This window comes from Paenibacillus sp. J2TS4 (genome assembly GCF_018403245.1).
GTDB lineage: Bacteria > Bacillota > Bacilli > Paenibacillales > NBRC-103111 > Paenibacillus_L.
The window spans coordinates 1-14,309 of the sequence record NZ_BOSH01000012.1 but is presented as its reverse complement, the minus strand read 5'-3'; the positions used below and the strand labels follow the sequence as shown (position 1 = coordinate 14,309).

General features: G+C 52.9%; 12 protein-coding genes. 1 reads left to right on the top strand and 11 read right to left on the bottom strand.

Going from position 1 to position 14,309, the window contains the following annotated elements; genetic code table 11:
- Window positions 1–247: 247 nt before the first annotated feature.
- The gene (locus KJS69_RS21590) at window positions 248–2,227 is read left to right on the top strand and encodes an elongation factor G (protein WP_213585867.1); all 1,980 of its coding nucleotides are present in this window, start codon (window positions 248–250) and stop codon (window positions 2,225–2,227) included.
- Between the two features lie 57 nt (window positions 2,228–2,284).
- Here KJS69_RS21590 and KJS69_RS21585 read toward each other — a convergent pair whose 3' ends face one another.
- The 11 genes from KJS69_RS21585 to KJS69_RS29775 all read right to left on the bottom strand — a co-directional run bounded on the left by KJS69_RS21585 (window position 2,285) and on the right by KJS69_RS29775 (window position 14,268).
- Window positions 2,285–3,241, bottom strand: a complete 957-nt coding sequence (locus KJS69_RS21585) for an ROK family protein (protein WP_213585866.1) — start codon at window positions 3,239–3,241, stop codon at window positions 2,285–2,287.
- A gap of 23 nt (window positions 3,242–3,264) precedes the next feature.
- A complete protein-coding gene (locus KJS69_RS21580; protein WP_306434425.1) occupies window positions 3,265–3,963 on the bottom strand; it encodes a copper homeostasis protein CutC in 699 nt (232 codons plus the stop codon).
- A gap of 85 nt (window positions 3,964–4,048) precedes the next feature.
- Window positions 4,049–5,674 (bottom strand): leucyl aminopeptidase family protein, encoded by a 1,626-nt coding sequence (locus KJS69_RS21575; RefSeq protein ID WP_213585865.1) that lies wholly within the window; start codon window positions 5,672–5,674, stop codon window positions 4,049–4,051.
- On the bottom strand, window positions 5,671–6,648 hold the full coding sequence (locus KJS69_RS21570) for an ABC transporter ATP-binding protein (protein ID WP_213585864.1): 978 nt from the start codon (window positions 6,646–6,648) through the stop codon (window positions 5,671–5,673). The genes KJS69_RS21575 and KJS69_RS21570 overlap by 4 nt, the downstream gene beginning before the upstream one ends.
- Window position 6,649: 1 nt before the next feature.
- A complete protein-coding gene (locus KJS69_RS21565) occupies window positions 6,650–7,636 on the bottom strand; it encodes an ABC transporter ATP-binding protein (protein ID WP_213585863.1) in 987 nt (328 codons plus the stop codon).
- Between the two features lie 17 nt (window positions 7,637–7,653).
- Window positions 7,654–8,484: an ABC transporter permease subunit gene (locus KJS69_RS21560; protein ID WP_249730659.1), complete on the bottom strand. Its 831-nt coding sequence runs from the start codon at window positions 8,482–8,484 to the stop codon at window positions 7,654–7,656.
- A gap of 77 nt (window positions 8,485–8,561) precedes the next feature.
- On the bottom strand, window positions 8,562–9,533 hold the full coding sequence (nikB, locus tag KJS69_RS21555) for a nickel ABC transporter permease (protein WP_374706692.1): 972 nt from the start codon (window positions 9,531–9,533) through the stop codon (window positions 8,562–8,564).
- Between the two features lie 88 nt (window positions 9,534–9,621).
- Window positions 9,622–11,196: a glutathione ABC transporter substrate-binding protein gene (locus tag KJS69_RS21550; RefSeq protein WP_213585861.1), complete on the bottom strand. Its 1,575-nt coding sequence runs from the start codon at window positions 11,194–11,196 to the stop codon at window positions 9,622–9,624.
- A 121-nt stretch (window positions 11,197–11,317) separates the two neighbouring features.
- On the bottom strand, window positions 11,318–12,316 hold the full coding sequence (locus KJS69_RS21545; protein ID WP_213585860.1) for an asparaginase: 999 nt from the start codon (window positions 12,314–12,316) through the stop codon (window positions 11,318–11,320).
- 22 nt (window positions 12,317–12,338) lie between these two features.
- Window positions 12,339–13,520, bottom strand: a complete 1,182-nt coding sequence (locus KJS69_RS21540; protein WP_249730651.1) for an ROK family protein — start codon at window positions 13,518–13,520, stop codon at window positions 12,339–12,341.
- Window positions 13,521–14,001: 481 nt separating this feature from the next.
- Window positions 14,002–14,268, bottom strand: coding sequence for a hypothetical protein (locus KJS69_RS29775; protein WP_374706701.1), 267 nt, complete (start codon window positions 14,266–14,268; stop codon window positions 14,002–14,004).
- Between the last annotated feature and the right edge of the window lie 41 nt (window positions 14,269–14,309).

Here is a 14,309-nt window from a genome sequence, read left to right as displayed (position 1 = left end):
AGGGATAGTTGATACGAACTGAGTTGGAGGTACGACCCCGATTCACCCGGATTTCATTTCTGAAAATCATGGCTTTGTCCATCCTCTTATATGATGGCGGGAATCCTTTTAAGAGGGGGCTATGCTCTTCTCCTCCTTCCGATGTATAATGAAACCATTACAAATAATGGGAGCGTGATTGGAATGCGGCAAACAAACCATATTCGGAAGAAGTACCATATGAACGGAGAAAAGAGGCTCATCTACAATGATTGTGATCAATATAGGAATTGTGGCGCACGTAGACGCCGGAAAGACGAGTTTGACTGAGCGTATTTTGTTCGAAACGAAAACGATCGATCGGATCGGACGGGTCGATCATGGGAACACGCAGACGGATGCGATGGAGCTGGAGCGCAAACGGGGCATCACGATCAAGGCGTCGGTCGTTTCGTTTTGCATCGGCCGTCTGAAGGTCAACCTGATCGATACGCCGGGGCATGCGGATTTTGTCGCGGAAGTGGAGCGGTCGCTGTCCGTGCTGGACGGCGTCATTCTGGTCATATCCGCGGTGGAAGGCGTACAAGCCCAGACGAAGCGATTTATGGCGGTGTTGCGGAAGCTCGGCCTTCCCGCGATTTTGTTCGTCAACAAGATTGATCGAACCGGCGCGCAATACGAGTCCCTGATAGCGGCCATACGGACCGGATTGACGAAGGACGCATTCGTGTTGAACCGGGTAGCGGATGCAGGAACGAAGCAGGCGTCTCTCGACGATAACCGGTTCGATTGGGACGCGAATCCGGGGTTTATGGAGCAATGCCTCGAACTGGCGGCGGTGGAAGACGAAGCGCTGCTTGCGTCTTATTTGACCGGCGGACACGTGACGGCAGAACAAGTGAGAGCGGCGCTGGCTCACCGGATCAGGAGCGGGAAGGCGCACCCGATCTATTTCGGGTCCGCGGCTACCGGAGTCGGCGTGCCCCAACTGCTTGCCGGCGTGACGGAATGGTTTGCGGACAACGCGCCTTCCGCGGAAGCACCGTTGTCCGGCGTTGTTTTCAAGCTGGAGCGGGAACCGACGGGCGAAAAAATCGCTTATGTCCGCCTGTTCTCGGGAAGTTTGCGTCTCAGGCAGCAGGTGGATGTACGGCGGGAAAGCCGGGAGGGTGAAATCGCGGCGCGAGCCGGCAAAATCAGAAAGCTTCATGCGTTCCTGAACGGAAAGTCCGTCTCCGCCGCCGAATTGAGCCCGGGCGATATGGGCAAAGTGTGGGGGTTGAAGGACGTGCGGATCGGGGATGTCCTGGGCGAGCGTTCCGCCCGGATGAAGCACGTCCGCTTCGCGGTTCCCCGGATGGAGACGCGGATCGAATCGGCGGATGCTGGCGACGCCAGCCGGTTGTACCAAGCGCTCGTCGGCATGGCGGAAGAAGACCCGTTGATCGAGATGGCGAAGAACGATGTCCACCAGACGCTTTATCTCCGTCTTTTCGGCGAGGTGCAGAAAGAAGTCATCGAAGCGGCGCTGCTGGAGCAGTACGGCGTCGCCGTGCGGTTTTCCGAGACCCGGGTCGTCTGCATCGAGAAGCCGGTCGGGACGGGACATGCTTTGGATGTCATCGCGACGGCGGACAACCCGTTTTATGCGACGGTCGGGTTGAAGGTGGAGCCCGGCCCGGCCGGCAGCGGCGTCGTTTACCGGTTGGAAGCGGAGCTCGGTTCGCTGCCGCTGGCGTTCCACAAAGCGATCGAGGAGACCGTCCGCAGCACGCTGAAACAAGGCTTGTACGGATGGGAGGTCGTCGATATTGTCGTGACGCTTACGCATACGGGGTACTTCAGCCCCGTATCGGCGGCGGGAGATTTCCGCAAGCTCGTCCCGCTCGTCTTGATGGGAGCGTTGGCACGTGCGGGCACAGACGTTTACGAGCCTGTCCATGCGTTCGAGCTGACGGTGCCCGCCGCCGCGATGAGCAGGGCGCTGTTCAAGCTGTCCAGGATCAGAGCAGTTGTGAACGAGCCGATATTGCGTGACGATGACGCGCTTTTGACGGGCACGCTTCCCGAGTCTGCGACCGAAGGCTTCAGGAGAAGCTTGCATTCGTTTACCCAAGGCGAAGGCGTCATGATGACGGAATCGTCCGGATTCGCCAAAGTAATTGCCGATCCTCCGATAAGAGCGCGAACCGACGGCAACCCGTTAAACCGGGACGAATATTTGCTCCACGTGTTCCGCATTAGTTAATCTTGCTGTCGTAGAAAAAAAACCGATGAAGCTTTAGCTCCATCGGAATCTGGTGATCTATTCCTTTCTCTCAAAGCACAGGGTTGCGGCTCCGACGACACCCACGTCATCGCCCAGCATCGCCGGAACAATGCGGAAGGTCTCCCGGTAAGGCTCCATAACCAGCGCGCTTGTTTTAAGCCGCACCGGCCCGAACAAAGCATCGCCGGCCCGGCTGACTCCGCCGCCTATGACGATGCAATCCGGGTTAAAGGTATGAACCACATTCATCAAGCCTAACGCTATATAATGGGTAATCCGCTCGACCGTATGGCGAGCAACCTGATCGCCTTGCCCGGCTGCCTCGAATAGATGGGGGGCGCCGATCGAAGCCCCGTCTCTTGCGGCGAGCTTCGTCATGAGGGAAGCTCCCCCTGCGGCTGCTTCTGCGGCAAAGCGGGCGATAGATGTCCCCGAAGCGTAAGCTTCCCAACAGCCTGACCGTCCGCAGCTGCAGCTCGGACCCTCGATGCCGATCATCGTATGTCCGAGCTCGGCGGCAATTCCATTGCTGCCAAGCAGCAGCTTGCCGTCCAGCACAATGCCGGAGCCGATGCCGGTGCTGAGCGTCACATATACCATCGTCTTCGAGCCTTGGCCCGCTCCGGCATAATATTCGCCCCAAGCCGCCGCATTGGCGTCATTGACGACTTGAACGGGGACACCCAGGCGCTCCTTCATGGCCTGCCGCAGCGGAATGCCGGCCCAGCCCGGCAAATTCGTGCCGTTCAGAATGACCCCCCGCTCCGTGTCGACTGCTCCCGGAGAAGCGACGCCCACTCCGGCGACCGGCATATCACCACGCACTTCCTCCACAGATCGGACCAGGCAGTCGATCACTTCTTCCGCAGTCTTCAATTCCGATGTCTGAAACCGGGTTCGCCGCAGCACGCTTCCGCTTTTGTCTAATAAGGCTGTGGCTATTTTGGTGCCGCCGAGATCCACCCCGACGACATATTCCTTGTTCTGCTCCATTCCTATTCCTCATATCCTCCGATCTATTCGCTCAGACGCTTAAGATCGCTTAGTATGGTTTCTATAGCTGCCGAATCAATCGGATGGGTAAAGCTTCGATTGACGCGAGCGGCCGATCCAAAATGAACCTCCGTCAAGCCCGTTGCGGGAACCAGTGTCGCCACCGATTCCGGCGTCATTCCGTAACCCGCCATGATGTTCACCGAAGTGTTCTTCGCTGAATCCACCAGCCTCTTGAGCTGTTCGGCGGACTGTGGTGCCGGTGCTTGTCCTCCAGCAGTCAGAATTCGCCGGATTTGCGGAAAGAGTGCAATCGTTTCGAGAGCCTCCAACTGATCCTCTATATCATCGAACGCGCGATGAAAGGTAACATCCAACCCTTCCGCCTCGTTCAACAAACGAGAGATGGCTTCCGTATCGACCTTCTTCTCTTCGGTAAGAGCGCCGATAACGATTCCAGCCGCTCCCGCCCGTTTAATGTGGCGAATATCCGCGGCCATGACAGACAATTCCTGATCATTGTAATAAAAGGAACGGCTGTGCGGACGAACGATAACGTTGACCGGAATTTGAACAGCTCCGACTACCGCTTCAATTAAACCGATACTCGGGGTCAGCCCCGTTTCGGACATGGCTGCGCACAGCTCAAGGCGATGGGCGCCGCTCCGTTCGGCGGCTATCGCATCCGCCACGCTGGTAGCAATGATTTCCAAAATCATCATAGACTCCTCCTTGTATGAAGCCATTTTGAAGTGATTGTTGATCATACCATAAGCTTTAACACAGGCTTCTCCTATATCTTCGCATTTATCCCTCTGGGCTGCCAGTGTCTGCAGCGAGCCTCGCCCGCGCGGAGACGAAATCTGCCAACAGACGAGCGCCGTATCCGGTAGCGCCAGCCGTGTAATACCCTTTGGCCGCTTTGGACTGCACGGTGTTCGCCATATCGATATGCACCCAGCGGGCGGATTTATCGACGAATCGGCGGAGGAATAAAGCGGCCACAATAGCGCCTCCGTAAGGAATCGGACTCATATTGTTCATGTCCGCATAGTCGCTATGCAGCAATTCCTCGTAATCGTCGATTAGAGGCATCGGCCAAATTCGGTCGCCGTTCTCTTCCCCGATGGCGGCGAGAGCTTCGACGAAAGGACGGTCGCCCCAGGCTCCAGCTATTTTCAGACCGAGCGCTTGGCCGACATTGCCGGTCAGCGTGGCTATATCGATAATCTCTTGGGCGCCGAGACGGCCGGCATGCAGCAAGGCATCGGCCAGGACGAGCCGTCCTTCCGCGTCCGTGTTGCCAACCTGCACCGTCAATCCATTCGGATAGGAAATGACGGTCGACGGAACGAAAGCGTTGGCATCGGGCATATTGTCTGCCGTCGCTATTAACGCGGTCACGTTCGCCGGAATCCCGGAACGGCTAATGATGTCCATTGCCCCCAGCACAGCGCACGCCCCGCCCATATCGAAGCGGGCATCGCTAAGATCCCGTCCTGTTTTGACATTCATGCCGCCCATATCGAACGTGATTCCTTTGCCGACGAGCGTGATCAGAGGAAGCTGCGGATCGGTTGCATAAGTGAGCTCGATCAGTGCGGGCTTATAGCGACTCCCTAGCCCCACGGTCAGCAAACCGTTCATCTGCAGCTGCTCCAGAGCTTCGTCGCGATAAATGCGAATGCCAACCGGACGATGGGCAAAATGCTCCTCCACGCGCTCCACGAGCGACTCCGGATGCAGAACATTCGGCGGCTCATTGCACAGGTCTCGGGCGAGCATCGTCCCTTCAGCCCGGATGAAGGCCAGCTTTACCGCCTGCTCCAGCGCCCGCTCTTCAGCCGAATCCTCGGAATCCGCTGCAGAAGCGACGATGTGCAGCTGCTCGACCGTCCGGGCCTCCTTCTTCGATTTATATAAATCGAAAGTATAGGAGCCGAGCAGCCAGCCTTCGGCCCACGCCGTGACAACCGCTTCCGCAGTCGTGCTTGCCGCCGCCGGACTTCCCGGCATGGTGGACGCACTGCTTATTGCACCTCGTACAGCTGCACCAGACGGCGTATCCGCCGCCTCGCAAGCAGCTGCACTAGTCGGCGCACCTGCAGCCGGCTTGGCACGCGCACTCGACGTCAGCTGCTTCACAAGCCGGTCCAATCGGACAGTTACCGTCTTGAACCCTTCCTTGTGAATCGCTCGCGCGGCGTTGCCCGCCGCTTCCCGCACCCGGTCAGCAGAGATTCCTTCCTCCGGCCCCAGGCCGACGATCAGATCATGGGGCTGCTGACCTCTGCTGTAGAACCAGGTGACCGCTCCACGGCTCCGCGCATGCGGTCTAAGTTCGATGCCGGAAATCGGCTGCTCGTCCGATTCCCAGCATAAATCAACGACGACTTCCGCGGGCTGTTCGCTTCCGACCGAAAAATTCATCATTCGTTCTCCTTTTCATATAAATGACAGGCTACATAATGATTCGGCGCCGCTTCCTTGAATTCGGGCACTTTCGTTTTGCACACTTCCATACAAGCCGGACAGCGCGTATGAAACCGGCAGCCGGAAGGCGGATTGACCGGACTCGGCAAATCGCCCTTCAATACAATTCTTTCCCGCTTCAAGCGAGGATCGGGCACGGGTACAGAGGAAAACAACGCTTGGGTGTAAGGATGAAGAGGCTTGTCATATAAAGTATCCTTATCTGCCACCTCTACCATTGAGCCGAGATACATAACCCCAATACGGTCACTGATATGCTCTACGACACTCAAGTCATGAGAGATAAATAAATAGGTCAAGTTGAATTCTTCCTGCAAATCCTGCAGCAGATTGAGTACCTGCGATTGAATCGAGACGTCGAGCGCGGATACCGGCTCATCCGCAACAATCAGGCTGGGCTTGACCGCGAGCGCGCGAGCAATACCGACACGCTGACGCTGGCCGCCGCTGAATTCATGCGGATACCGTTCGCCGTGGAAGGAACTGAGCCCCACTACTTCCAGCAGCTTGTGAACCTCTCTCTCCCGTTCCGCAGGGGACATCGATTCATGGATCAACAGCGGTTCTCCCACGATGTCCTTGATTTTCATTCGGGGATTTAGCGAAGCATAGGGGTCCTGGAACACCATCTGCATTTGCTTGCGAAGCGGTCTCATCTGATTCGCGTTAAGCCTGCTGATTTCCTGCCCGTTGAACCAAATTTCCCCTTCGCTGGGGGTAAGCAGGTTAGTAATTAAACGCCCGGTGGTCGATTTCCCGCAGCCGCTTTCGCCGACAATACTGAACGTCTCCCCTTTATGAATAGTAAAAGAGACATCATTCACGGCGCGCAAATAAGCTTTTTTCCCAAACATTCCGGTTTTAACCGGAAATACTTTGTGTAAGTGTTTGACCTCTACCAACGGCTTCTCCACGTTATTCCCCCCCTTCGGCCACTTGATCGTACAGCCAGCATCGACAGCTTCGCCCTTCGGATACTTGCAACTCCGGCTCCCGTTCACGGCAAATCGCCATCGCCTCCGCGCAGCGTGGAGCGAACTTGCAGCCTGCAGGCATATTGGTCAGATCCGGCACATTGCCGGGAATCGATTCGAGTCTTTTGACCGGCTGCCGCAGCTTCGGCACGGAACGGATAAGTCCTTTTGTATACGGATGCTTCGGATGGTCGAAAATATCGAGAACATTCCCTTCCTCCACTACCCGGCCGGAGTACATGACCACAACGCGATCACACATCTCGGCGACGACACCGAGATCATGAGTAATGAGCAGGATGGACATGTTGTTGTCGTCCTTCAGCTTTTTCATCAAATCGAGGATTTGCGCCTGAATGGTCACATCCAGTGCAGTCGTCGGCTCATCGGCGATCAACAGCTGCGGATGACACGACATCGCCATCGCTATCATCACACGCTGACGCATTCCGCCAGAAAGCTGGTGAGGATATTCGTTAATAATTTCATCCGCCCGCGGAATCCCGACCAGCTCCAGCATATGAATGGCATGCTTGCGGGCTTGTTTCTTATCATATTTAAGGTGAAGCTTAATCGCTTCCTCCAATTGTTTACCGATTTTCAACACCGGATTAAGCGAAGTCATAGGCTCCTGAAAAATCATCGCTATGTCCTTGCCGCGGATTTTGCGCATCTCATTCTCAGACAAAGCAGCCAAGTCCCGATCACCGAAATGAACGGTCCCGCCGACAATTTTGCCGGGAGTGTTTTTGAGCAGCCTCATGATCGACAGAGAGGTAACACTTTTACCGCAGCCGGATTCGCCTACAAGACCGAGAACCTCCCCCTTGTTCACATGGAGATCTACTCCGTCAACGGCATTGACCTTTCCCTGATCTCTAGTAAATTGTGTCTGGAGACCCTTCACTTCTAGCAATTTTTGAGCCATAGCGCGTTACTCCTATTCTAGTTCTTAATCTTCGGATCCAATGCGTCTCTCAGGCCGTCTCCCAAAATATTAAAGGCGAGCACCGTCAAAAAGATAGCCGCTCCCGGAAAATAAACGACATGCGGGGCTATTTCCAGATAATCCCGGCCCATACTTAACATCGCGCCCCAATCCGGGTCCGACGGCTTGGCTCCAAGCCCAAGAAAGCTCAGACCGGAAGCGGCCAATATCGTCGTTCCGATTCTCATCGTGAAATAGACAATCAGGCTGGGAACCGTTTCGGGAAAAATATGGCGGCTGATGATCCGCCGGTCCTTAGCTCCAATCGACCGGGCCGCTTCTACAAACAGAGTCGATTTCGTTTCGAGCGTCGCGCTCCGAATAATTCGGGCGAACGAAGGAACGCCGAACACGGCAACGGCAATGACGACATTAATCAAGCCTGGTCCGATGATAGCAACGATCCCTATAGCGAGCAGCAGATCCGGGAACGAAAACATAACGTCGCTGCCCCGCATAATGAGCCTGTCCAGCCAGCCACCGTAATAGCCGCTGATCAAGCCAAGGATAGTTCCGACGACAGCTCCGATGAGCACGGCGCTGATCCCAACCGATAGGGATAAACGGGTTCCGGCGAGAATCCGGCTGAAAATATCGCGGCCATACTCATCCGTTCCAGCCCAATGCTCCCAGGACGGGCCAGATAACACATTGTCGTAATCAGGCTCGGCAGGGTCATAAGGCGCAATGTAAGGACCAATGATAGCAATGACGACCAGCAGAAGAATAAACACTCCTGCGGCAAAAGCAAGGCGCTGCCTCTTCATTTTGTTCCAAAAATCACGGATAGGACCGCTTTTCGCTGCAGGAGCGGCTTCACCGGCCGGCAGCGTAGTAAGTTCATTTGAATTCACGGTGACCCTCCTCAACTCTGATCCGACAGACGAATTTTAGGATTAAGAATTCCATAGAGCACATCCACAATTAAGTTGACCAGAATGAACTGGACAGCGAACAGCAGCAGCTCTGCTTGAATAACCGTATAATCACGGAATGAAATAGAATCGATCAGCAGCCGGCCTAGTCCGGGAATACTGAATACCGTCTCTACAATGACCGAGCCGCCCAATAAAAATCCAAATTGCAGCCCCGCTATAGTGACGACGGGGATCATCGAGTTTTTGAGCGCGTGATCCTTGACAATCGTGCTCTCCTTCAACCCTTTGGCCCGCCCTGTCCGGATATAATCCTGTTTAAGAGATTCCAGCATGGAGGCGCGGGTAAACCTCGCCAGCATAGACATTATTCCCGCTCCTAATGTAATGGAAGGAAGAACGTAGCTGGACCACGTTTCGGTACCCCCGGTTGGAAACCAGCCCAGTTGGACCGAAAAAATCTGAATTAACAGCAGTCCCAGCCAAAAAGGAGGAACCGAGATACCGGAGACAGCCGTCAGCATGCTTAAATAATCGGGCCATTTATTACGATTGACCGCTGAAATAATTCCGATCACTAATCCGATAATCAGTGCCCAGCCCATACTGAACAAGGTCAGCCATACCGTAGGCATCAGTCGCGACAAGATGATCTCGGTTACCGGTTGACCGGTTTTGAGCGAGGTGCCCAAATCTCCTTGCAGAAGCTTGGACATATATACAACATATTGCTCCCAAATTGGCTTATCCAGACCGAGCTCCGCGCGAATCTGATTGATCTCTTCAAGGGTTGCTTCTTTGCCGGCCACAAGACGAGCCGGGTCGCCGGGAATTAAATGAATAAAGAAAAAGACAAGTACGGAAACGATCAACAGGATCGGAATCACGCCAAGCAACCGTTTCAACACATATTTGGCCAAAACATTCCAAACCTCCCAGCTTATCTGTCCGGTAATCAGCATTCACCGAACGTTAAGTTCCTGTCATTTAGTAACGATGCTGTGTTAAGCACTAAGACGGCTCAACACAGCATCGTATTGGATAATAAAATTAATTCTTGATTTCGGCATCCCGGACATTGATGGAACCGTCTGGATACACATGGATGCCTTCAATGTAGTTTTTCTTGCCTGAAACCGTGTCGTCTACGACAAGGAAGATCCATGGAACGTCTTTAAAAATTTGCGCTTGAATATCGGAATAGTACGTTTTTTGCTCTTCCGGATCGGACAATTGGTTTGCTTTGGCGATCATTTCGTCCACTTGCTCATTTTTGTAATATGCGCTGTTAGCTCCATTCGGAGGAAACATTTCGCTCGCAAACAAAGGACGGATAGCGGCATCGGCATCCGCAGAAGAAGGAGACCAGCTTACATACCACATTTGAACCTTAGCTTCTTCCGGAGTATTCGGTGCATTGATTTCCTGCGAAAGCGTTCCTTCCTCCATCGGCTTCACATCAAGCTCTATACCGACAGCGGCCAACTGCTGCTGAATAAATTGCATGCCCTTGATCGTTTCGGAATCTGTATTGCCCCAGATTTCCGCTTTAAAGCCATCTTCGTAGCCGGCTTCCTTCAGAAGCTCCTTCGCTTTTTCCAAGTTGAAATCATATATGCCTTGTTGGGCATAGTGCTGAGTTTTTTGCGCCATAGCCGAATCCAGCTTCTCGGCAAATCCTTGCTTAACGACTTTGATAAAGGCGTCCTTGTTAATCGCATAGTTGATCGCTTGACGAACGCGTACGTCGTCGAACGGCTTTTTCATCGTATTCATCGTGATGTAACGAGCAATCGTCGATGGATTCTTCTCTACGACAATGCCATCTTTGCCATCAATGTGCTCCACTTGCTCAGTAGGCAAAGGATAGACGAAATCGGCTTCTCCTGTCTTCAGCATTGCTACCCGGGAACCGTTCTCCGGCACCGGTTTGAAGGTAATGCTGTCCACCTTCGGAAGTCCTTCTTCCCAGTAATCCGCATTCTTCTCGATCGTCAGGTGATTCCCTTGCATCCATTCTTTGAACTTAAAGGGGCCTGTTCCAACCGGGTTCTGACCGATATCTTTGCCGTATTGCTCCAGTGCTTGCGGACTGATAATCATCAGCATGGCCAGTTTATTCAGCATCGCGGAATAAGGCTTGGAAAGGGTGATTTTGACTGTTTTCTCGTCGATAACCTCTGTCTGGTCAATGACGGCGAAGCTTTTGGACATACGAAGATTGCCATCTTTGACACGATCCAGATTAATTTTGACGGCATCTGCGTTGAATGGTGTGCCATCATGGAATTTGATGTCTTCCTTTAGCTTGAACACATACTCTTTCCCGTCTTCACTCGCTTCATAGCTTTCTGCCAGAACCGGAACGACTTTCATGTCTTGGTCAAAACCGAGAAGACCTTGATACATCGTGCGGTATCCGCTAATCGAGAGGGTATCGGCAGCATTATGCGGGTCCAAAGTGATAAAGTTGGCGTTAACGGCGATCGTTACGCTGTTCCCCTCTTTCTTGACCACTTTTCCCGTGTCGCCCTCTGGCTTTGTTTCCCCAGGCTTGCTTGCACAGCCCGCAAAAATAACGGTGGCCATTACAATAGCCATCAAGCTAATGAAATATTTCTTCATTTCTGTTTCTCTCTCCCTTTTTAAAATATATACTTATCTCCCCATCGAAATCATGGTTAGGAGGAAGTCGCCAGAATAGTCTAGACAACCGAATCGCTTGTCAGCTTTATGCCAGTTAGCCTTATAGAGTAAAAACAGCCTTGCGTTCGCCTACGACGATCTGGTTGTCGTTCTTGATCTGCTTGGGTGCCAGAGCATATAACCGTTCGATCGTTTCCCGGTTATCATAACCGATCTGCTCAAGAATCGAAGCGACAATAGTCGGCCATACCAGCTCCGATCCGTCCATCACCTTCAGAGCAAAGCTCATGCGCTCCTTCTTCAGACCGAAGCCATACACTCCTTTGGCGCCGCCCTTGGCGACAATATTGGAGTCGGCCAGGAGAACAGAGCAAATGAAATCATGGCTCGCAACCATCTCCGGGTGAGCATTCATATACCCGGCAATATGGGTGACAGCCTCTCTTGTTCCCGGATTCTCGATTAAATCCGGACAAGCCAGCTTAAGATACGCACGGGCGATATGCTTTAACGGCATAGCGTAGACGGGAAACCCGCAGCCGTCGACCCCGATTTGAATCTCTTCCTTGGGGTAATCCGCCATTTCGCTCATCGCGGCCAGACTCAATTGCTGCACCGGATGCTCAAGCCTCCAATAGCCATCCAGTTCGTATCCGAGCAATTTAGCCAGAGCGAGGAAGCCGCTGTGCTTGCCCGAGCAGTTATGATAGAGCTTCCGTTTCTCGCCGTGCTCCCGATGGAAGGCGGCCTTCGGTTCTTCATTCAGCGGATAAGTCGGACAGCACAAGATCTGCTCCTCAGCAATGCCTGTCTTCTGCAAAATGGACTCAAGCGTCTCCATATGGTATTTCTCCCCCCGCTGCGAAGCGGCGAACAAAGCGGCCTCCTTCGGAGTCAGCCCGAATTTCTCGACCACGCCGTGCTGAATGACTGGAATGGCCTGAAATGGCTTGGCGGCCGAACGCAGGAACGTCATATGATTTTCATTGCCGACCGAATAGATGACGCGGCCTTCTTCATTGAGGCCGCACACGACGCCCATATGCACATTTTCCAGGACGCCTCCACGGTATTCCTCGACCAAAACTTTAAAGTTCATCGTTTTCCCTCCAGATAGTTCTTTAGCATTCAATGCTCAAAAACTTGTCTTGGGCCAACAGGCTCGACCCTATAACGACTCCCTCGCTGCCAAGAGCGGAGTAGACGACCCGGTACGTATCCCACAGCGGCTCCCAGACGTACTGCTGAAGCTGGTTCTCCTTGAAGAAGGAGCGAACCTCCTCATACTTCTCCACCAAATCCCCGCTTACGATGACCGTGTCGGGATTGTACAGGCAGATGACATTGGCGATTGTAATGCCGATATAAGTAATCGCCCGATCCAGAATACCGGCCGCCCAGAATTGACCCTTGCGGCGCTCTTCAAACAGTTCATCCAGCGTGGAGATCGGTTTAACTTTATTGGATTCCACAATAAGCGAGCTCTCCGCTATGTAAGTTTGCAGGCACCCGATTTTACCGCACTCGCACATAACGCCGTTAGGATCGACAATCGTATGGCCAATTTCTCCCGCGCTGTTTGTTTCCCCGCGATAGATTTCCCCGTTAATGATTAGAGCCGAGCCGACTCCGCTGCCGAAGCCGATCAGCGCCGTTCGCTTCGAACCTTTGGCCGCACCATAGCAATGCTCTGCCAACGCTTTCACCTTAAGCTCATTGTCGACAGCCACTTCATAACCGGTCAACTCTCTAAGCGTCTTGGCTACCTGGATGTTCCTCCAGCCCAGTTGAGCCGACAGAATAACCTCTCCGTTCTGAACGTCCACAATCCCGGGCATTCCGATGCCCATCCCGATAATTTTACCGGGTTCGATCTGCTCCTGCTCAATCATCGCCCGCAGTTCTTCAGCAATCCGATGCATCGTCTGCTCCACAGTTTCGGAAACCTCGCGTTGAACCTCACGCAAGTTAATAATACGTCCGTCAAAATCGACAATACCGATTTTAAATTTGGACTTGTCGAGCTCGACTCCGGCGGTTAAGACCGAGGTGCGATCCAGCTTCAGCAAGGTCGCTTTTCTTCCCAGGCCGGTCGCAGCCGCTTCCTCCGCTTCCTTGACCTCCTTCACGAACCCCTGCTCGCACAGCGCCGCGACTATCCGTCCTACCGTTGTCGGACTCATTCCTGTAGTCTTGGCAATTTTCGCCCGAGATATCGGAGAGCCAGACTTGATTAACTGAAACACGGTTGCCTTATTTTTCTTTTTAATATAGTCCTGGTCGTGTTTTTGCACGAGGAACATCACCTGCCCCCCTATTTATTTTCTCTGGAGGAATAAATAAACCCGATTATACCTTCATCCGCCTCAGAAAGTAACTCAGTTTCAAATCTTTCTTAGCTCGTTCAAGTGCAAAACCAACCTTTTATATTCTCCAATGGTATTAATAATAGCAGACTATTTTTTTAGGTGTCAACAGAAATGTAAAGGTTTTATTGAGGATATTTAAGGAAACGGGGGCGTTTTCTTATGTGACATTGCTTATTACGGAGCAATTATTCCACCCGAGGTATTAATTGATAGACGAGTGACTAACTTTAGGTGCAGATCAATCAAATATCGGATCTATCCTGCTTCTCTGGGTGCATGCATTGCATAAGCAGTGCTTTTGATTGTTATCCCCTTCAATCAGGAAGGCCTGCTTTCCGCTCCAATTAACTCTTTTTTCAAACCGCAGGTCGGTCTACGCATGCTTATCCTGCCAGCCTGGTGTAATTCTCCTGAGCTAAGGGGATATGAGCCAAAAGGGACTATGACGCATTATCCACAGCGCTTTTCTTCCATCTGACAGAGTGTATATTCTAAAAAAAGGGGCTGTCCAATAAGTCCCTAAAATAAAAAGTTGGGCGGAAAACAGGCACGTTTTCCGTCCAACTTTTTTTCGCCTTTGTTTCTGTAAGAAAGCGGCGAGGCGGATGCCTGCTACTTTCAGTAAATTGTGGGCCAAAGCCACAATCCCGAACTCCGTGTGAACCTTTTCCAGGCCCCGCAAGGAAAACCGTCGGAACGACCGATTGCCCTTGATGTGACCAA